This window comes from Rhodohalobacter barkolensis (assembly GCF_002834295.1).
In the GTDB taxonomy this organism is placed as follows: domain Bacteria; phylum Bacteroidota; class Rhodothermia; order Balneolales; family Balneolaceae; genus Rhodohalobacter; species Rhodohalobacter barkolensis.
The window spans coordinates 131573-153597 of sequence record NZ_PISP01000001.1 but is presented as its reverse complement, the minus strand read 5'-3'; the positions used below and the strand labels follow the sequence as shown (position 1 = coordinate 153597).

Annotated in this window: 7 protein-coding genes; 4 read left to right on the top strand and 3 right to left on the bottom strand. The window is 46.0% G+C overall.

Translation table 11 applies throughout. The annotated features are described in order from the left end of the window. The first annotated feature begins 267 nt into the window (after positions 1-267). Together CWD77_RS00600 and CWD77_RS00595 are read left to right on the top strand one after the other, a co-directional pair. Positions 268-1407: a Fic family protein gene (locus CWD77_RS00600; protein ID WP_206017915.1), complete on the top strand. Its 1140-nt coding sequence runs from the start codon at positions 268-270 to the stop codon at positions 1405-1407. Positions 1408-2444: 1037 nt separating this feature from the next. Then, positions 2445-4229: a sodium:proton antiporter gene (locus CWD77_RS00595; RefSeq protein ID WP_101071253.1), complete on the top strand. Its 1785-nt coding sequence runs from the start codon at positions 2445-2447 to the stop codon at positions 4227-4229. 2781 nt (positions 4230-7010) lie between these two features. On the opposite strand, the gene CWD77_RS00580 is transcribed toward CWD77_RS00595, so the two are convergent. Continuing rightward, positions 7011-8780, bottom strand: a complete 1770-nt coding sequence (locus CWD77_RS00580) for an SLC13 family permease (RefSeq protein ID WP_133120138.1) — start codon at positions 8778-8780, stop codon at positions 7011-7013. 2204 nt (positions 8781-10984) lie between these two features. Between CWD77_RS00580 and CWD77_RS00575 the strand changes: the two genes are divergently transcribed. Beyond that, positions 10985-12046 carry a CNNM domain-containing protein gene (locus tag CWD77_RS00575; protein ID WP_101071249.1) on the top strand — a complete coding sequence of 354 codons (1062 nt, stop codon included), beginning with the start codon at positions 10985-10987 and terminating at the stop codon, positions 12044-12046. Between the two features lie 1750 nt (positions 12047-13796). Here CWD77_RS00575 and CWD77_RS00570 read toward each other — a convergent pair. Then, positions 13797-15509, bottom strand: coding sequence for an InlB B-repeat-containing protein (locus CWD77_RS00570; RefSeq protein WP_101071248.1), 1713 nt, complete (start codon positions 15507-15509; stop codon positions 13797-13799). A gap of 1435 nt (positions 15510-16944) precedes the next feature. On the opposite strand from CWD77_RS00570, the gene CWD77_RS00565 reads away from it, so the two are divergent. Further along, on the top strand, positions 16945-18030 hold the full coding sequence (locus CWD77_RS00565; RefSeq protein ID WP_101071247.1) for a 3-oxoacyl-ACP synthase III family protein: 1086 nt from the start codon (positions 16945-16947) through the stop codon (positions 18028-18030). Between the two features lie 850 nt (positions 18031-18880). Here the strand turns inward: CWD77_RS00565 and CWD77_RS00560 are convergent. Beyond that, complete coding sequence (locus tag CWD77_RS00560; protein ID WP_101071246.1) at positions 18881-21613, bottom strand: DUF5916 domain-containing protein; 2733 nt, start codon at positions 21611-21613, stop codon at positions 18881-18883. Positions 21614-22025 lie beyond the last annotated feature (412 nt).

Below are 22025 nucleotides of genomic sequence, written 5' to 3'. Positions count from 1 at the left end.
CCGGGGCTATATGTGCCTCACCTCTACGAGGTTAGGTCATTAACCTATTAATTATTCAATATTCAAATCGCAGTTCACAATTCGGTCAATCGGTGATTCGTCAATTAAAATACGGTGTACGGTATAGGGTGTACTTTCTACGATGTACGCAGAGCAAATCTGATTTAAAACGCCCCCCTCTCTGAGAACGGAGAGATTAGAGAGGGGACCGAGGGGTGAGTTCCAAAAAATCCCACTAGGTAGATAACATCGACACATTTTTCATTCATGTCGATATATTACCTATATTTCGACATATCTATAAAACGTATCGAAATCATCGACATGTCATTCAGCCCTGATAAACCGTACAACCACCTGCCTCCGCTGCCGCCCGATGCGGAGATAGAGTCACCCGCTGTGTTAAAATCAGCCATTGCCGCAAACCGCGCCCTTGCCGAGCTGAAGGGAAAATCAGAAAGTCTGCCCAACCCGTCGATTCTGATCAACAGCATTGTGCTGCAGGAGGCAAAGTCGAGCTCTGAAATTGAGAACGTGGTGACCACCAACGACAAACTCTTTACCGCGCTTTCCGCCGATGACAGCCGGGTAGATCTGCAAACCAAGGAAGTGCTTCGCTACCGTCAGGCGCTCTGGAAAGGTGTCGATCACATCGAAAAAGATTCGCTCTCCACAGATCTCTTCATCCGTTTGATGCAGATAATTAAGGAGACCGATGAGGGCATCCGGACAGATCCCGGCACGGTGATTGCCAATCCCAATACGCGCAAAATTATCTACTGGCCGCCCGAGGGGGAAGAGCTGATCCGGAATCATTTGGTAAACCTGGAGGATTACATCCGCACAGAAGACGGTGTTGATCCGCTCATCAAAATGGCGGTCATGCACTATCAGTTTGAGGCCATTCACCCTTTCGATGATGGCAACGGACGAACGGGACGGCTTCTCAACATCCTCTACCTGATGAAAAAAGAGCTGCTGTTGCATCCGGTTCTATATCTGAGTAACGCCATTATCACTCAAAAACAGGACTACTATAAACTGCTACGCGGCGTAACCGAAGAACAAGAGTGGGAACCGTGGATTCTTTTTATCCTGGATGCGGTGGAAAAAACATCCAATTCCACGATGGCACGGATTGGGCAAATTCTGGATCTGCTCCATGAGACCCTGGAACTGGCTAAAGAGAAGCTTCCAAACCGGGTCTATTCCAAAGAGCTGATTGAGCTCCTGTTTGAGCAGCCCTACTGCAAGGTGAAGTATTTGGTAGATCGCGGAATCGCCAAACGCCAGACCGCTGCCGAATACCTCCGCGAACTCGAAGATGCCGGCATCCTCAGAAGTAAACAGGTGGGCCGCGAAAATTTGTTTGTGAACATTAAGCTGTATGATCTTCTAGTTGAGTGATGAATTTATTAGTTAGGCGTACGGATTACGGGATATGGTGGACGGTCTCTGATGAAGACCTGTAAGCGTTTCGTCGGCAGACGAATCCTGACAGCGTCGGGTTTCATACGGTGTACGGGGTACGGGGTACGGGGTACGGAGTAAGGTGTACGCAGTGCAAAACGGATTTAAAACGCCTCCCCTCTTTACGATCCGCCAGCTGGCGGAAGAGAGGAGACCGAGGGGTGAGTTCCAAAACGGCCTAGAGAAATCAGCGGGTAAGGTGAACAGACAGGAGACGAAAAGAAAAACTCACCAGCCTCCACCGTCACCCTGAGCTTGTCGAAGGGTCTCCAAAATAATAGCAACAAATGTAGAGATCCTTCACTACGTTCAGGATGACATTCCGGCCTTGAGTTTGTGCCTCATTCGAGCAGAACACGCTGTCAATTTCTCATCCCGAAACTTCGGGAATTTTTTGGTTCGTTTTGTACCTGTCCGACTACCGGCGGATCAAGCCAAAATGAACAGGAATTGCGTTTGAAATATGATCATCGCAAAACCGCCTCAATTCTGTTATCAACTCCAAACCAATCCCTCGCTTCGTCGGACAAATGAGGTTTTTATTCTTTACCCCGGGTTAAAACCCGGGGCTAATTGTATTACACCTCTACGAGGTTTGGCAAAATCACTTTTCGCGACTCAAATCAAAGTCCAAATCGTAGTTCACAGTTCGGTCATTCGTCAATCAAAATGCGAAGTACCTTCTACGATGTACGCAGAGCAAAACTGATTTATACGTTCCCCCTCTTTGTGAACGATAGTGAACAGAGAGGGGGGACAGGTGGGAGTTGCAAAACGACCTTGAAATCAACCCGTCAGCCTGCAACTGCAGCATGCAGACGGGAAGCGGAGCTCCCGGTGGTGACTTGTGGCCTGAAGCCTGCCTCCTGCAAAAGAAATCCGTTATCGACTTTAATTGTTGCTATTCGTACAATTAGAGCGGTTTCATTATTCCTGGCATCCTATATAATCCGGAAACAGACTATTTATAGACCATGACGTTTGAGATTGTTTTTGTTTTTATTCTCCTCATTGCTGCATTCATCCTTTTTGCTACAGACTACGTCTCGTTTGATGTTGCCGCAATGATCCTGCTCTTCTCCCTCCTGGTCTCCGGCATTCTCACGTTTGAAGAGGGATTCTCCGGAATCAGTCACCCGGCTACGGTGGCTATCGCATCGATGTTTGTACTGAGTGAAGGTCTGCGGCGTACCGGCATTCTGAATAAGGCGGGCGACTATTTTTCCGAACGGCTTCAGGAAAATTTCTATTTCTGGATGTTTGTGATGATGCTCTTTATCAGCGCGATGTCTGCAATCATGAATAATACGGCCGTCGTGGTGATATTTATTCCCATTCTGATCGGGGTGGCTTCAAAAATTGGGGTGAGTGCCTCCAAACTGCTGATGCCTGTCTCTTTTGCGGCCATCATGGGCGGAATTTCAACCCTGATCGGGACGTCCACCAACCTGCTGGTTGCTTCTATCGCTGATGAGAGAGAAGTCGCATCGTTCGGAATGTTCGATTTCGCCCCCATCGGCATTGTACTGCTCATTGCCGGCTACCTGTTTCTGTTCCTGTTTGGTTTTAAAATGCTGCCCTCCCGGCGGTCTGAAAAGAAGGAGGAACTCACCAAAGATTATGAACTGGAGGGATATCTCACCGATGTGGTCATCGAACCCAACTGTACGCTGGTAGGCAACACGTTCGATAAGGATCGGCTCACCGAACAGTTTGACCTGGATGTTCTTCGAATTATCAAATCAGACGGCAGCCGGTCGGCACAGCGATCAAAAGTTCAAATTGAGGCCGGTGATATTTTACGGATTAGGGGAAATCCGGCCGATCTGAACAAGCTGCTTCTGAAAAAAGGTTTTTCTCCCGTGGTGGCAAAGGATTGGGAAGATGTTGACCTTGAACAGGGGCGCGATGCACTCATCGAAGCGGTTGTTACACCGGACTCCCCCCTGGATGGCAGCACGCTCGACAGCATCGATTTCTATGAGCGATATGGTGCGATTCCCCTGGCCGTCCGGCAGAAAGGTGAAATTAAAAAAGATGATCTTAAGAAAATGAAGATCTCCGGAGGCGACACCCTGCTGCTTAGCCTCAGTTCCGATCGTATCCAGGAGGTTGAAAAGGGTTCTGCGTTTATTGTTGCGTCCAAATTGGGTGTAATGGATAAAAGAAGCGACAAAACCTTTATTGCGCTGGGCATTTTATTGAGTGTGGTTATTGTAGCCGCTCTCGAACTGCTGCCGATTGCCATCAGCGCAGGTTCCGGCGTGATCCTGATGATCCTGACCGGTTGTATCACCACAGAGGAAGCGTACGAAGCCATCAACTGGAAAATCATCATTCTGCTTGCCGGGGTGATCCCGCTGGGTCTTGCAATGGATAAAACGGGAGCTGCCACCCTGATGGCCGAAACTCTGATTGATTCCCTGTCGGACTTTGGCCCCCATGCCATGCTTGCCGGTTTTTACCTGCTTACCATGTTGATGTCGGCCATTATGTCTACTAATGCGTCAGCAGCCCTCGTCGCTCCCCTTGCCATACAGATTGCCGATTCTATCGGGGTGAACCCGGAGCCATTTCTGATCAGTGTCTCCTACGCGGCATCCCTCACGTTCCTGACTCCGTTTGGTCATCATGCCAATACCCTGGTTTTTGGCGCCGGACAGTATAAATTTACCGACTTCACCAAACTCGGGCTGCCCATCAATATCATTTTCTGGATCATCGCCACCCTCCTGATTCCGATTGTTTGGCCGTTTTAGGCCGGTGGTGTTCGGTTTACGGTGTACCACTGCCTTCTCCAGGCCGGAGACACGAGTTGAAAATCAGCGGTCCACGCGACCCTAAGCACAGATTTAGTTTAAAATAATGAATCGTTGAATTTCAAATCTCTGATTTACAAAAGGCAACCTAAGGCCTGTAGCTTGTAGTACGGCATGCAGACAGTTGGCAACGAAATCATGCAGTATTTGCAACCCTCCTGCCCCAAAGGGGCAGCATATAAATAGCCCCGGGTTTCAACCCGGAGCTATAATTTTGGACACTCCTACGGAGTTAATTATCAAACGAAATATGAAATTTATATCGCCACTCATTGTAATCGGAAGAGAACAGTGAGTATGGATATAGAACCTTTCACATTGATTTTGATCGGAGGAATGAGTTCCCCATTAACCCGTTGAACAGGTTTTTTGAATTTCGAATCACCGATTTGTGATCGGCAGCATGCAGCCGGTAATCCACTGCCCCGGCGGGGCAGAATATGATTAGCCCTGGGTTTCAACCCAGGGTAACGAGGTAGACAGTAAAACATCGCCGAACAGAGAGAAAAGTTCAGAGCTCCGGAAAACGTAGAGGCGAAAATCCGAAGAATGTGTATATATCTAATCCGCCGTTCAACAAATCATCAATCCACAATTTTGAACCGATTTATTTCATTCCACAATCTAAGCAGAACCGCCTCTATTCAATTTGTCATTCTAAACCAACCCCTCTGTTCGGTGGCAATTCGTGTTAATCGCATCATACCCCGGGTTGAAACCCGGGGCTATTAGTGTTTCACCCCTACGGGGTTGGTGTACTCCCCATATCTATTTAGTTCCTTACCTCTCTTTGTGAACGGAAGAGAACAGAGAGGGGGGCTCGGAGTAAGTCTTATTATCGACAGATTTTGCAACCCGTTGCACAGCTTTTGATTGAACTATGAATCACCAATTTGTGATCGGCTGCCTGAGGCCTGCAACTTGTAACCTGAAGTTTGGAGTACAACATCAATATGATTGGCAACAATAACTTACCATTTCTAATCCATCCCTGCCCTAGTGCAGCAGTATATTTTTAGCCCTGGGTTTCAACCCAGGGTAATGTGTATGACAATAATCAATCGCCGAACAGAGAGATTGGTTCAAAGCTCCGGTCAACGTTGAGGCGTTGACCCAAAGAATGCGTTTATATCTAATCAGACTTTCAATAAATCATCAATTCATAATTTTGAACCGATTCATTTCATCCCACAATCTGATTGGAACCGCCTCTATTCAATTTGTCATTCTAAACAAAACCCTCTATTCGGCGGCAATTCGTAATAATCGCATCATACCCCGGGTTAAAACCCGGGGCTATTAGTGTTTCACCTCTACGAGGTTAGGTCATTAACCTATATAATTATTCAATATTCAAATCGCAGTTCGGTCATTCATCAATCAAAATAAGAAGTACAATCTACGATGCACGCAGAACAAATATGATCTAAAACACTCCCCTCTTTACGATCCGCCGGCTGGCGGAAGAATGGGATTGGGGGGTGAGTTCCAAAACAAAGCGATGAGTCAAAACGGCCTAGAGAAATCAGCGGGTAAAGTGAGCAGACAGGAGACGAAAAGAAAAACTCACCAGCCTCCAACGAATTTAGAAGTATAATTGAAAGATATCAGGCCTTGAGTTTTTCCGGCCCCTGGCTGTGAACGCCGATAATTTCTCACAGCCCTGCCTTCCGAAGCTTCAGCGCAGGCAGGCTTGATTTTTTGGTTCGTTTTGTACCTGTCCGACCACCGGCGGATCAAGACAAAATGAACAGGAATTGCGTTTGAAATATGATCATCGCAAAACCGCCTCAATTCTGTTATCAACTCCAAACCAATCCCTCGCTTCGTCGGACAAATGAGGTTTTTATTCTTTACCCCGGGTTAAAACCCAGCCTGCCCCGATGCTTTTAGTCGGGAGGGCTATTAGTGTTTCACCTCTACGAGGTTCTGCATTCGCATATTCCATCTTTCAAAATTCAAATCGTAGTTCTCAGTTCGGTCATTCGGTGATTCGTCAATCAAATAAACCGAGTACGATCTACGAAGTATCCAGAACAAAATGCTATTTAAAACGCCCCCCTCTTTACGAACAAAGAGAGTAGAGAGGGGCAGGGGGGTGAGTTCCAAAAGGCCTTGAAATAATCCTTCAGCCTGCAACTTCAGCATGCATCCGGTCATCCACTGCCCCAACGGGGCAAAATATAATTAGCCCTCCCGACCAAAAACGTCGGGACAGGCTGGGTGTAACAAAGTGAAACCCGGGGTATATGAAGTATACCTCACATCCCCGCCGAATAGAGAGAGCCGTTCAGAGTGCTTGGTCTTGATGAGGCGGTGCTAATCTGAGCAGAGTTATTTAACGCAGCAGAGCTGCACGTTTCTCGTTTCCGGAGCCGAGCTCAGGGAGGAGGGAGTGGGATGAATGTAGAATGTTGAATGCCGAATTGTGAATTATGAATTGACTTCCTGCTGCCAGAACCCTGAGACCTGATCTGTACACCGCAGGTTAAAACTAATCCTGCCGCTATGGACAAGGTTGGGGGAACTACCTACATACTGTCCCTTGGGAAAGCAATTCCCAAACATGAATTATCTGAAGCTAAATAGCCCCCATCCATGTCACGTGCATTTGCGTGAGAGGGAGGGGCTGGGGGTGGGTTGTCATGCAGAATGCAGGCGGAGAATTTCAGAAGAAGGAGGCGCACACCGTACACCCTATACCGTAAACCGAACACCAATTCAAAACGGCCACGCCCAGAGGATCGCCGGTACGGAAATGAGGATAACAATAATGGAGAGTGGTAACCCAAGTTTCCAATAGTCGGTAAAATCGTATCCACCCGGACCCAATACCAGAATGTTCGACTGGTGACCGAGCGGGGTTAAAAATGCGCAAGTTGCCCCAATGGCCACCGCCATCAGCAGCGGGTCGGCCGAAACATCCAGTTGCTGCGCCATGTTGATCGCAATCGGCGCCATCAAAACGGCAGACACCTTGTTGACCAGGTTTGCCAACAGCATGGTGGTAATCAAAACCGAACCTACAATCATAAAAGGTGCCATCCGGTCGCTCTGATCCAGCAACAGCGATGAGATCAGGTCTGCCGTTCCGGTAGGTTCAAGTGCTTCGGCAACCGGAATAATCGCACCCAAAAAAACCACAATGGGCCAGTCGACAGACTGATACAGCTCGCGAAGTTTTACAAACCGGAATAGGGCAAATGTGGCGGCTGCTCCGGCCAATGCAATTTCAATCCGCATCAGGTTGAAGGTGGAAAGCCCAACTGCCAGGGCAAAAATGGCCATCGCTCCCAGTAAATTCCGCTTTTTACTTAAAAAGATCTCCCGTTCATTCAACATCACCAGATTCAGCTGCTGAAAGGTGTCGTGCAAATTCCCTTTTTGTATTTGAAGAAGAAGCATATCCCCCGCCTGAAAACGGATTTTGGCCAGCCGCTCGTTGATGCGTTTTCCTTTCCGGGCAACCGCAAGCAGGTTGACGCCATACCGCCATCGCAGATCCATCTCCCGAACCGTTTTCGACTCCAGTACGGAATCGGGCATGATTACAGTTTCTACCATACGAACAATATCCGAACCGAAATGAGCCTCGCCCATCTTCTGGGTCCCCTTCAGCTCCAGGCCGTTCTGCAGTAGAAATCTTTCCAGATCCTCGGTTCCGGCTTCCACTATCAACGTATCGCCGGCCTCAATTTTTTCATTTCGAGAGGGAGAGAGAATCCGGTGTTTGTCCCGGATGATCCCGGCAATCACCACTTCCCTATCTTTTTGATGTTTGAACTCTTCCAGATTGAGTCCGGCAAGTTTGCTGTCGGCCGGCACTCTCACTTCGGTTGTATAATCTTCTATATGGAACACATCCTCGCGGCTAGTCTGTCCCTCCCGACGCGGAACCAGAAAACGGCTGAAAAAGGTGATAAAAAGTATACCCCCAATCGCTACAGGAATACCCACCCATGCAAAATCGAGCATCCCAAACGGTGACGCATTCGCAGTTTCCCTGAACCCGGCCACAATGATGTTAGGCGGTGTACCTATCAGTGTGATGAGTCCGCCCAACAGCGAGCCAAAAGCCAGCGGCATCAGCAGCATGGATGGAGGCCGATCGTATTTGCGGGCAAGCTGAATGGCGACCGGCATGAGAAGGGCAACTGCTCCCACATTATTCATAAATGCAGAACAGACCGCAACCAGCGTGGTAATAGCCGCCGTTTGCAGTGTGATGTTGCTGCCAAGGGTTTCAAGGCGATTTGAGACAATATCCACCACGCCCGCGTTAATGAGTCCCCGGCTTAAAATCAGTACGGCCGCGATGGTAATCACTGCAGGATGCGCGAATCCCCGAAACGCCTCCTCACCCGGAACCAAGCCAAAGAGAGTAGCGGCAATCAATCCAAAAATTGCCACAATATCGTAGCGGGGCTTACCGATCACAAAAAAGATCAGCATGATAAATAGAATAGCACCCAGAATGATTTGATCGGCCAAAATAAAATCTGTTATAAGGATTGATAAGTACAGCAGCACTGTAGATTTAAGTAATCTACACAATGACGGGGAATTATTCAGATTTGAGATGCTAGATATGAGATATGAGACTTGAGATGCTAGATATGAGATGTGAGACCTGACAGCGTTTTCGAAATGATAGGCGAATTCTGTTAGCGTAGAGGTTTATACGGTGTACGGACTACGGCAATTATGATACGATGATCGATTTTTGAACTGAGAATTACTGTCCATTTCTAATCCATCCCTGCCCCAAAGGGGCAGCATATAAATAGCCCCGGGTTTTAACCCGGGGTAAAGAATAATGACAACCATTAATCGCCGAACAGAGAGTGTGGTTCCGGGTACTCGACTACCTTGAGGCGATGATCCTCATAATGTCATTCAACATACCTTCATTCCTCATTGTTGAACCGATTCATTTCATTCCACAAACTGATTGGAACCGCCTAAATTCAATTTGTCATTTCAAACAAAACCCTCTGTTCGGCGGGTGAATCTGTTCATCCCTTTTACCCCAAGCTGACGCTTGGGGTTACCAACATGCTGTCCCTCCGGGACAATTAATCATTCGTTCCCAGATCAGAAGGGAGGCGACGGTAGCTTGAGCCTATCGTGATTCACTACCCCTGCCCCAGCGGGGAAGCATATGATTAGCCCTCCCGACCAAAAACGTCGGGACAGGCTGGGTGAAGCACAGCGGAACCCGGGGATATAGCAATGCGATAATAATCAATCGCCGAACAGAGAGAAAAGTTCAGAGCTCCGGAAAACGTAGAGGCGTTGACCCTCAGAATGCGTTTATATCTAATCCGCCTTTCAATAAATCATCAATCCTCTATTTTGAACCAATTCATTTCATTCCAAAACCTGTGTTAAACCACCTCAATACAGCTTTAAAATCCAAACAAATCCCTCTCTTCGGCGGCATTTCGTGATAATCGCATCATACCCCAGGTTGAAACCCGGGGCTATTAGTGTTCCACCCCAACAGGGTTGGTGTACTCCCCATACCTATTTAGTTCCTTACCTCTCTTTGTGAAAGGAAGAGAACAGAGAGGGGGCTAGGAGTGAGTCTAATAATCGACGGATCTGCAACCCGTTGCACAGCTTTTGATTGAACTATGAATCACCAATTTGTGATCGGCTGCCTTAGGCCTGCAGCTTGAGGCTTGGAATGAACCCGTCAGCATGCATCCGGTCATCCACTGCCCCAACGGGGCAAAATATAATTAGCCCCGGGTTTCAACCCGGGGTAACGTGGATGACAAAAACAATCGCCGAACAAAGAGAAAAGTTCAGAGCTCCGAATAAAATTGAGGCGATGATCCTCAAAATGTGTTTATATCTAATCTGTCACTCAATAAATCATCATTCCTCATCTTTGAGCCAATTCATTCCATAACCTGAGTTGAACCGCCTCAATACTGTTCTATATTCCAAACAAATCCATCTGTTCGGCGGAAATTCTGTTGTGCTATTCATAACCCCAAGCTGACGCTTGGGGCTACCAACATGCTGTCCCTCCGGGTCAATTAATGATTCGTTCGCAGATCAGACTGGAGGCGACGGTAGCGTGGGCCTACCGTGATTCACTACCCCTTCCCCAACGGGGCAAAATGTGATTAGCCCCGGGTATAGTGTAGCGGAACCCGGGGATATAGCAATACGATAATAATATCGCCGAACAAAGAGAAAAGTTCAGAGCTCCGAATAAAATTGAGGCGATGATCCTCAAAATGTGTTTATATCTAATCTGTCACATAATAAATCATCATTCCTCATCTTTGAGCCAATTCATTCCATAAACTGAGTTGAACCGCCTCAATACAGTTTTATACTCCACACCAATCCCTCTATTCGGCGGGTAAATTAATGGGCTTCCCAAACCCCAGGTTTCGTTTCACTTCACCTGGGGCTATTCGTGTTTCACCTCTACGAGGTTTGGCCATTTGCATATTCAGTAGTTCATAATTCAAATCGTAGTTTATCCTTCTGAAATTCGATATTCATGCTGATATGTGATTTTCAATATGCGATATATGTTTTAAGAAATTCTGTGTACTGCCCTGTCTAATTGTACATTCTAAACTGTAAAAAACCACTTTAAGAGATTTGTTATCATTTCTCGTATCTTAGCATTCGTTTCGTGTACCGCGACCATTTTATATCAACTACTATTTATGACGTTACTGATTTTTTATCTGGCTCTGGCAATTGGAGTCTCTTTTTTATGTTCTATTCTGGAGGCGGTGCTGCTCTCCATGAACTCATCGTTCGTAACAGTTCTTCAGAAGAAAAATCCACGCGTAGGTGGAATCCTCAAGGATCTCAAAACCAATATCGACCGACCCCTCTCGGCTATTTTAAGTCTCAACACCATTGCCCATACCGTCGGTGCGGCCGGCGTGGGTGCCCAGGCACAGGTTGTTTTTGGCAATGCATACGTGAGTATCACATCCGCCATTCTGACTCTCGCCATTCTGATCTTTTCAGAGATCATCCCAAAAACGCTCGGCGCAACCTATTGGAAGGAGCTCTCCGGTTTTTCCGCTTACACCACCAAAGGTTTGATCTATGTGACCTACCCGCTGGTACTCCTTTCAATGGGCATTACCCGGATGCTCTCCCGGAATGATAATGAACCGACCGTAAGTCGTGAGGAATTTAGTGCCATGGCCGAACTCGGTTTCGAGGAGGGAGTATTTGAGGAGGGTGAATCAAAGATCTTCAAAAACCTGATTAAGTTCCGATCACTGAAAGTGCGGGATGTAATGACGCCGCGTATTGTGGTCATCAAGTTTCGCGAGAATCTGACCATCAACGAAACCCTGGAAAAGAAAGAGCAGTTACACGTTTCTAGAATTCCAGTCTATGGCGATAACGAAGAGGATATTACCGGCTATATTCTAAAGAACGATCTTTATTACAATCTCTCGGAAGGAAATGGCGACAAAAAACTAAAGGATATCCGCCGCGATGTGATGATTGTTCCCGAGACCGCTTCGCTCAAGGAGCTGTTTGAGAGACTGCTCGAAAAACAGGAGCATATTGCCGTTGCCGTGGATGAGTACGGCGGATTTTCGGGTGTGGTGACCATGGAAGACGCTGTGGAGACATTGCTCGGTATGGAGATTGTGGACGAGATCGATACCATAGAAGATATGCAGAAACTAGCCCGCCAAAAGTGGCGTGAACGCGCCGGACGTCTCGGCATCGTATTGCCCGATAAACTGAAGGAGTGATATTTTTGGGATATTCCCTATCAGCGTTTCACACACGTCAAATCTTTACAGTATATGGGTTTGAACGGCGTACGTTATACGGTTTACGCGATAAGGAATGAGGTGTGCGGTTTTGTTATTCCACAATATCTGATCCATTCTAACACTGATAAAATCTGGCCTTGATTAATCGAAGGGATAAGTGAGCTGTCAGAAGACGAAAAGAAAAACTCACCAGCCTCCACCGTCACCCACAAACAACAGAAAGCCTGCCACCAGTACCTTGCGGCTTGATGTTAACCAATCAATCTGCAAATATAGCATGCAGACGGAATCCCCTACCCCAAAGGGGTAGAATGTAATTAGCCCTGAGTGAAATCCCATCCCCGCCGAACAGAGAGATTGCTCCAGAACTCCGGATTACATTGAGGCGATGATTCTCAGAATCTGTTTATATCCAATCAGTCCTACAAAAAATCACGAATCCACAATTTTATGCCGGTATATTTCACTCCACAACCTGGGTTAAACCGCCTCTTTTCTGATTTATACTCCAGACGAACCCCTCTGTTCGGCGGAAAATTCTGTTGTGTCACTCACAACCCCAAGCTGACGCTTGGGGCTACCATCGTTTCGCTCCTACGGAGCTTTATGTGATTTGAGAATCATTGAGCATGCGTCTCATTAAACAGAGGGGATTTGAACTCAGAATAATGAATTTTAAATCACAGAACTTCGATTTGAAGCTTGAAAACTATGACCTCGAATAAACCGTTATTCTGCAACTATAGCAGCTACCAAGTATACATACACCCCTGCCCCGGAGGGGCAAAATGTGATTAGCCCCGGGTATAGCGTAGCGGAACCCGGGGATATAGCAATGCGATAATAATATCGCCGAACAGAGAGAAATGTTCAGAGCTCCGGAAAACGTAGAGGCGATGACCCTCAGCATGCGTTTATACCTAATCCGCCATTCAACAAATCATAAATCCACAATTTTGTTGACGAAATATTTCATTCCATAATCTGAGTTGAACCGCCTCTATTCAATTCGTCACTCCAACACAATCCCTCAATTCGGCGGGTGATTTTGAATTCTCACTCACTCACACCCCAAGCTGGCGCTTGGGGCTACCAACATGTTATCCCTCCGGGACAATTAATGATTCCGTTCGCAGATCAAACTGGAGGCGACGGTTGCGTGGGCCTACCGTGATTCACGACCCCAGCCCTAACGGGGCAAAATGTAATTAGCCCCGGGGATATAGCAATGCGATAATAATATCGCCGAACAGAGAGAAAAGTTCAGAGCTCCGGAAAACGTAGAGGCGTTGACCCACAGAATGCGTTTATATCTAATCCGCCATTCAATAAATCATCAATCCACAATTTTGTTGATGAAATATTACATTCCATAATCAGTGTTAAACCACATCAATACAGCTTTAAAATCCAAACAAATCCCTCTATTCAGCGGGTAAATTATTGTGCTTCCTAAACCCCAGGTTTCGTTTCACTTCACCTGTGGCTATTCGTGTTTCACCTCTACGAGGTTTGACCATTTACAAATTCAGTAGTTTAAAATTCAAATCACCAATCGTATTTTGGTAATTAAATAAAAGGCATAGACTGTACTAGTTTAGAATTTCTGCCTAACTGAATTCTGTAAACTTGGTCATGAGAAATCAGCGGAAATGTGAGCAACAGGTAGACGAAAAGAAAAACTCACCAGCCTCTCTCGACGACTTTGGTCGGAAAGGTGAGTTCCCTAAAATCCATCCTCAAAATCACTGAAGGAATCTTCAATATTTTTTTCGATTTGCTTCCTATCCCCGGAGTCGTTGGGATCAAGAAATCCGCCATCACTTTTCATAAACCACCCATCAAAATCAAGCGTTAAGGCGATGATCTCAGTCTGACCACTCTTAATTTCAAGATGCGGACTGAGCTCTACTTCAATATCAAAATCTTCCGATGATCGATATGTAAAGTCGACACCATTAAACACCCCCTTAACAACCACTGAATAGCTGCCGGACCCATCTCTGAAATCAGAATCATCTATATCAGCTTTACTATCGGGCTTTTTGATGTCAAGTTCGAGTTCTTCATAAAATCCGTAGGGAATGTTAACATGTGTAATCACAAAAGGGGATCCATCGATAGGCACATTCAGTATAAAATCCTTGGTTTTATAATCATCGGTTCTACGGGCCCCTTCAAGACTCATCTCCCTGATGTAAAATTTCACTTCCTGTACAGAAATCCCAAAATCGGGTTCCTCATCAAAAAGAGCTGTAATCTGTTTGTCCTCATCCACAGTAATTGTCTCCGGATTCGAACTGCCGGACAGATCTTCCCTCCACTCGCTGAATGTCCATCCGGGATCCGCATTCGCAGTTAAGGTGACCTCTTCTCCCTCTGAATAGTCCTCCTTATCCGGATCTATGTTAACAGATCCGGAGCCTTCTGTACTGACAGTTAGGGTATATTCATTCTGTATAATCTCATCAAAAACAGCTGTAATCTGCATATCATCATCAACAACAATTGAAGCCGGATTTGTACTTCCAGACAGATCACCCTTCCACTCGCTGAATGTCCACCCTACAGCCGGTTTCGCAGTCATAGTGATCTCTTCTCCTTCCGTATAGACATTCTTGTCCGGATCTTTCTCAACTGTTCCCGAGCCTTCCGTGCTGATGGTTACGGAATATTCATCCAATCTGCTCCGCTCAAATACAGCCGTAATCTCTTTATCCTCATCTGCAATAATCTTTACAGGATTCGAGCTGCCGGATAAATCTCCTCGCCACTCACTGAATCTCCAGCCATTTGCTGCCTTTGCTGTTAGGGTAATTTCATCACCTTCTATGTAGATTTCCTTGTCCGGATCTTTTTCAACCGTACCGGAACCTTGCGTATTGATTTTAACAGTATACTCTTCCGGTGGAATTTGTTCGAAAACGGCTCTCACACTCTTCTCCTCGTTCTCTTCTATGGTGATGGTCTCCGGACTGCTGCTTCCGGTCAGATCTCCCTCCCAACGATCAAAAAACCACTCCTCCTCGGCTTCAGCTTCGAGCCTGACGGTAACTGATGTAGAGCGTTCAACGACAGTTTCGCTGACGGCACCATTTCCAACAATCTCTAAATTGAGATCATAATCCCTCAGTGAAAACTGTGCCGTAACTGATTTGTTTGAATTAAACTGAATAGTATGTGGATTCGAATCTCCGGAAAGGTCGCCTGTCCACTCGTCAAACACATATCCATCTGCCGGACGTGCCACAATCTGTCTGCTTTCTCCGGCTAAAAACTCACCTCCCGATGGCAAAATAGTGCCCCCTTCTTCAGGTAAAACATTCGTTGTTAACGTGTGTAGATCGGGCACAGATTCATCAAATTCTCCCTGGTAGGATTCACAACTGAAAGCCATTAAAAGAAATGCGAAGAATATAAAGTATCCTGACTTTCTCATGATTTTGATTCTCTCCTTATTAAAATTGCTACATCGTGTTTATCAATTATATCTTTTTTTCTCTCTCACTTATTCAACACACCCAAACACAAGTAGTACATAAATATACTATAAGAAATGTAAATTGAGAGGTGTGAATGATTAATTATATCTAATATTATGACTCGAATAGTCTCTCCCTTAACCCAAATCAGTACTCGATATCATTTTAAAGGTCAGGTTTTTGTCAATTCTTCTCCCGAAATAATAAGATGAGAGAGAATCATATACTGGTACTTACAAATAGAGAGAGCGAATTGATTGATATAAGATCATTGCAAATTGGTGATTTGAACTTCGAATAACGAATCACGAACGACGATTTGCGACTTAAAGACTGAAACCTCGTTGTCGACAAGTTCCCTAATTAACTGCATCGAGGCACTGAGAACTTGCAATGTGATAAACCAGCAAATGCAGCATATAGAAGGGAAAAAGTACCTGCCCAAGCGGTGCAAAATGTGATTAGCCCCGGGTTTCAACTCGGGGTAATGAGGATCCAAAAAAACAATCGACGAAAAGATAGTCTGGTTCAGCGATCATAATAATGTTGAGGCGATGCCCCTCAAAATTTTGATTATATCTTATCAGATATCCCACTTCCTCCAAGATTTATTACCATACGAAAATCAGAGTTTACATCGCCCCTCTCTGAGAACAGAGTAAAGAGAGAGGGGAACAAGGGGTGAGTTCCCAAACAATGCAAAGAGAGGCGCAGTCAATCCAACGGGTCAGGCGACCCGTTTAGCAATTGTGATTTGAACTCCGAATTTCGAACGACGATTTACGAATTGACTTACTAAATCTATTAGCCTTACGCTTGCAGACAGAGTAAAAACGGCCTTGAGAAATTGACAGAAACAAGTGTGAATGTAAGAATGAGAAAATCACAAATTCACCAGCCTCCAATAAGCAGAGATGCGAAGTATCAATTAGACAAGCCATGAATTTGTGACTCATTCGAACAGAACACGCTGTCAATTTCTCACAGCCTTGATTTTTTATGTCTCTTTTGTATCAAGACAAAAGAGACAAGGAGTTTGTTTGACATAAGATCTTTGCAACATCGTCTCCCCTCTCTAAAAACGAAATGAAGAGAGGAATAAGGGGGGAGTTCCCAAACAATGCAAAGAGAGGTGCAGTCAATCCAACGGGTCAGGCGACCCGTTCTGCAATTGTGGTTTGAACTCCGATTTGTGAATTTCGAACACCGAATTACGAAGTGAAGCTTGCGACTAGTAGCCTGGAAAACCCCGTCAGCTTGCAACTACAACATGCCGACAGGTATACGATGGCAGCCTGTGGCTTTAAACTTGAAGCTTGAACAACTCGACATTCAATAGCATTTTTCGTATATCTCCAATTAGGCTCAAATAAAGCTCAAAACGTTACTCTTATGGCCCCTCAAATCCGAACAGTCATCACAGGAACCGGATCTTACATTCCTAACAGAGTTGTTCCCAATAGCAATTTTTTAAAAAACACCTTTCTGGAGAAAAACGGAACACCATTTGAGAAATCGAATGAGGAGACAATTGAAAAATTCCGGGAAATTACGGGAATAGAGGAACGCCGTTTTGCCGACGCCAACATGCTTGCCTCCGATATGGGCGCAAAAGCCTCTGAAAAGGCGCTTGATATGTCCGGACTGGACCGTGAAAATCTCGACTATATTATCGTTGCCCACAATTTTGGAGATGTTCGTGCTGAGAACCGCAGAGTGGATATGGTTCCGAGCCTGGCCTCAAAAGTAAAATATCACCTGGGAATCAAAAATCCATACTGTGTGGCATATGACCTGCCGTTTGGTTGTCCCGGCTGGCTTCAGGGAATGATTCAGGCTAATTATTTTATTCGTAGCGGAGATGCTACCTCGGCTTTGGTAATTGGTACTGAAACCCTCTCGCGGGTTTGTGATCCCCACGATCGCGACAGCATGATTTATGCCGATGGTGCCGGTGCTACCGTTTTACAAGCGGACAACTCCGGAACTGATTCAGGCATCCTATCCCATGCCGCACGTACAGATACAGAAACTCAGGTTCACTATCTGAATATGGATCGTTCTTATGATGAGAGCGCCGATGACACTCTCTACCTGAAAATGGATGGTCGAAAACTCTACCAATACGCCTTATCGAACGTTCCGGGACTCGTCAAAAAGTCGATCGAAAAAGCGGGACTCGATCTGAAGGATGTCAATAAAGTTCTGATTCACCAGGCCAATGAGAAGATGGATGAAGCAATACTCCAACGTCTCTTTAAGCTCTATGATAAGCAAGAGATGCCAAATGATATCATGCCGATGACCATCTCCAAACTCGGCAACACAAGCGTGGCCACCGTACCTACCCTGCTCGATTTAATCCTCCGCAAACAACTGGACGGCCACAGCATAAACCCCGGTGATACCATCATCTTCGCCTCCGTCGGTGCCGGAATGAATATCAATTCAATGGTATATCAGGTACCTGAAAATTAGTGGGAATCCATGCGACCTGACAGCGTTCCATCGGCTGATGGATCCTGTCTGCGTCGAGATGCGAATGATATTCGGTTTACGGCATAAGGTGTAAGGTGTAAGGTTTACGAATGATACCCAGTTAGTAATTCAATGGCGTAGCTATGACACACATCCTAGCCCATCAATTCATTGATGGGTTCTCAGGTAACCCCCAATAATCCGCCGAATAAAGGGATTGGTTTGGAATTAAGGGATTGTTGAGGCGGTCCCGTTCGAAATCTGGTTAAGACGTTTTATGTAGCGGAGCTGCAGTTTTATCACCGCCGGAGCAGAGCTCCCGGACGAGGAAAAATACATTCCACTCGTCAGGCGACCCATTGCACAGCTTTTTTGAACTGCGAATAACGAATCACGAACGCCGATTTGTGATTTGCGGCCTGCGATCTGTAGCCTGGAAAAACCCGTCAGCCTGCAAAAGCAGCATGCCGACGGGGTAATAAACGACGAACGACCGATTTGTGAATGATAACCAATGAGTAATTCAATGGCGTAGCCATGACACACATCCTAGCCCATCCATTCATGGATGGGTTCTTAGGTAATCACCAACAATCCGCCGAACAGAGGGATTGGTTTGGTATTCAGGGCTTGTTGAGGCGGTGTCAACAGATCGTCTATTCACCATCACAATTCAAATTGATGTTGAAGATATACATATGCTGCGGAGCTGCAGTTTTATCACCGCCGAAGCGGAGCTCTGGACAAGGAAAGGAAACCTCCGGCTTTTGGCCTGCAACCTGGAAAACTCGTCGCACGAACCGGCGAAATGCACGCCGGAATTCGGGCAGACGAGGATCGCTTTTTTAATTTAATACCCCAGCCAATACGAGAATTTCACCATAAAGGTGTGATCCGCAGGAGTGCGGAACAACTCTCCATAATCATGCCCCATATTCAGGCTACCAATTGATTCACGACTGGTACGGTTTTGCTGCCATACAAAGAAGATTGTAGATCCCGGTCGAAACTCCCATCGAACCACGGCATTTCCACGAAGGGACCGGAAATTAAAGTCCGGATTCCCAAAATCAAACGTTGCATCGCCGCTTCCATCCGGGTCGATTTCATATCGTCGGGACACATCATCATAACTGACCGTTCCGATATCTTCTCCATATACGGAATAATCCATGCTCTTCGGGCGTTCGAGCTGCTTAAACCGGTCGAACGATCCAACCGATACAAACGGCTGGGCAAACATCTGCAGGCTGATATCAGGCGTGAACGTCCACTCCAGACGGATAGCTGTAGCCAGCGTGGTTTGCTCCAGTTCAGCGAAAACATATCGATTTCCAAAGGTAGCTGTGGCATTTGGGTCAGAAATCGCTGCTATATACTGTGTTTTATTAAAGTTTCTGGACAGTGAAGGCACAAGTGAAATCGAGGCTGCAGGATGGGGCCGATATCGTAATGTTAGTCCGAAATGTTGTGACCAGTCACCCAATTCTGATCTCACCTGGTTGAACTGTACAGTTGTTCTGAAATCTTTTCTGGAATCAGTACTTACATTCATATTCAACCGGATGGAAGATGGACTTTGAGCAAGCGGACCTCCTCTTGTCAGACGATCATCAAGAGAGCGCACGCCTCCAAGTAGTTCATAATTCAAGCTCCAGAAATTCTGAAATCGGAAACTTCCACCTGTTCCGTGCAAATTCATCACATAGTCACCGTCTGTATTCCAGCTATTGGCAGTGGCTGCCCAGACATTGAAATTCCGAAGGATCCCAATTGGACTGGGTTGCATATGAATCAGCATTCCCGTCATAGCCCGGCGATCGGCGGCCGACTGAAATCCCATGTCATTCACCTCAAATCCGGGCGTGATCTGATATGCACGAAACTGACTCATCCAATGGCGGGTTTGAGAAGTAAACATCACGTCTCCATAAAGCCCTTGGAGGCTGGTCAGATCCGGATCAAGATTCAGATGACCAGCATCAGGACGCTGAAAATAGCGAGCGCTCGATCGCTGTAACCGGTTGATTACCTCAGGATCACCGCTTACATGACTTCCCGCAAACCGGCCGTTGAATCGATATTTTCTATCCTGCCAGGAGTGTTCAAAATCAAGTCCGCCGCTAAATGCCTGATCTGTCAGAGTAGATTCAAGACTGGGTATCGACAGGTCACGGTAGAGACTATTCGCCATTAGTCCTACTACGGTGTGACCTTCCCGAAAATCGCGCTGCAGCCTTCCTACAGTGTAGTTACTGAGTGGTTCAACACTCACGTTCTGAATATCATCTCCCTCTGCGCTGTAGCTTGCACTCTGCTCCAAAGTCAATGCGTTTAGTAATCCAAGTGACCATCCATCGGACGTTTTTCCACTCAGCTTTATCGCCCCGGCTATGGGGGTTTGAGATGGACGATCGATAAATTGGGGATCGCCTGGCACAGGTCCCTGTGGTGCACGCCCGATTCTTCTTGAGTAGAAAAGACGGGGTGTATCACCAAGATCAATATTACTGCTAAACCCAAAACTGAAGATTTCCGAACCCTCAAGAAAAAATGGCCGGCGCTCCGGATAAAAAGTCTCAAAAGCTGAAAGGTTTACCACGGCCGGATCTACTTCCACCTGTGCAAAATCTGGATTCACCGTTGCTGTCAGCGTCATATTCGAACTCAAACCGTACTTGATATCTCCGCCCAGATTAAAGGAAGGGTCATGCTGTTTGTAAAATGGATTTTGATGATCTCCCGGCGATCGATCGAGCTGACCGGAAAGATATGGCAGTACTTCTAAACGATTTTTTTCGGGCAGTTCTCGCAGGTTAGTAACTCTTCCAAAGTTTGATACAATTCCGGAGTCGTCCGGTAGTGTTGGTGCCCAAAAAGATTCTTCACCGTTTCGGGCAATTGCACGAGAGAAGTTGAGCCCCCAACTTTTCATCTTGCCAACCTCACCATTGTAGCGCAGCTGGGAAAGCGGGATCCTGAGTTCAGCAGTCCACCCATCGTCATCAATAGATGCCGAAGCTTCCCAGACAGCATCCCAGCTCATATCATCCTGATTATCATTATAAATCAGGTAGTCCTTACGAACTCCCCTCGGGTTTACCCCAAACACAAACGCTGTTCGGTTGTCATTATAGCTGTCAATACCAACTAAAAACCAGTCACTATACTCGTTTCCGTCCCGACGAAAAAGTGTCGCCGCAATCTCGTCCGGATTTTGATCGTACATTCGAGCCCCGATATAGAGGTAATCATCATCATAGAGAAACCGAACTTCCGTTTTCTGGCTGGCCGGTTCTCCGGTATCTGGTGTGTGTTGGGTAAAGTTTGTGGCAACGCGTGCAGATTCCCAAATGGATTCTTCAAGGTAACCATCAATTGAAACAGCACCGGGTTCTACACGATGAGCCTGCAGTTGGTATTCAGCCGGCTTCTTGATTTTAATACTATCCGACTGTTCTTCTAATTCCTGAGCTATTTTCAAAACCTTATCATTATCATAAGCAAATCCGGCCTGTGCACAGGTCAGGATGCAAAAAAGACATAGTAAAATTGTGAACTTTTTTGTAGCTGTAAACTCCATCTTTTATCTATCCGATTGTAGGTTGTAATTCACTCCACTCTACGGTTCAGACACCTTCCGGTTTCACTTTTTTGGAAATTCAGGTAGAGCTAACCTGAAAACTTATACAGCATCCCAATGAAATTTTTAGGTTTACATCAGATAAATAAATTTATTCTCCCCCATACACTTACAGCTATAGATCTCATATAGGAAGTGATAAATGAAACAGCTTGTGTAGACATTCTTGAATTGAAATTGCAAAACTGTTTAGCTCAAATATCAGGGGTTTGCTCTCGATTATTAACGTAAATGAAAAGTTTACATCGAATTGTATATACCGTACACCGAACACCATAAATCACCTACTGTCATAACAGTGGAATTTTTTAACCTGAAAGCACGGTTAAGAGTACGACATTTCAATTTCAAC

Excerpts from the sequence above, each read along its gene's own strand:
- CWD77_RS00560 (WP_101071246.1), bottom strand. The coding sequence starts at position 21,613 with ATGGAGTTTACAGCTACAAAAAAGTTCACAATTTTACTATGTCTTTTT.
- CWD77_RS00570 (WP_101071248.1), bottom strand. The coding sequence starts at position 15,509 with ATGAGAAAGTCAGGATACTTTATATTCTTCGCATTTCTTTTAATGGCT.
- CWD77_RS00575 (WP_101071249.1), top strand. The coding sequence starts at position 10,985 with ATGACGTTACTGATTTTTTATCTGGCTCTGGCAATTGGAGTCTCTTTT.
- CWD77_RS00600 (WP_206017915.1), top strand. The coding sequence starts at position 268 with ATGTCGATATATTACCTATATTTCGACATATCTATAAAACGTATCGAA.
- CWD77_RS00565 (WP_101071247.1), top strand. The coding sequence starts at position 16,945 with ATGGCCCCTCAAATCCGAACAGTCATCACAGGAACCGGATCTTACATT.
- CWD77_RS00595 (WP_101071253.1), top strand. The coding sequence starts at position 2,445 with ATGACGTTTGAGATTGTTTTTGTTTTTATTCTCCTCATTGCTGCATTC.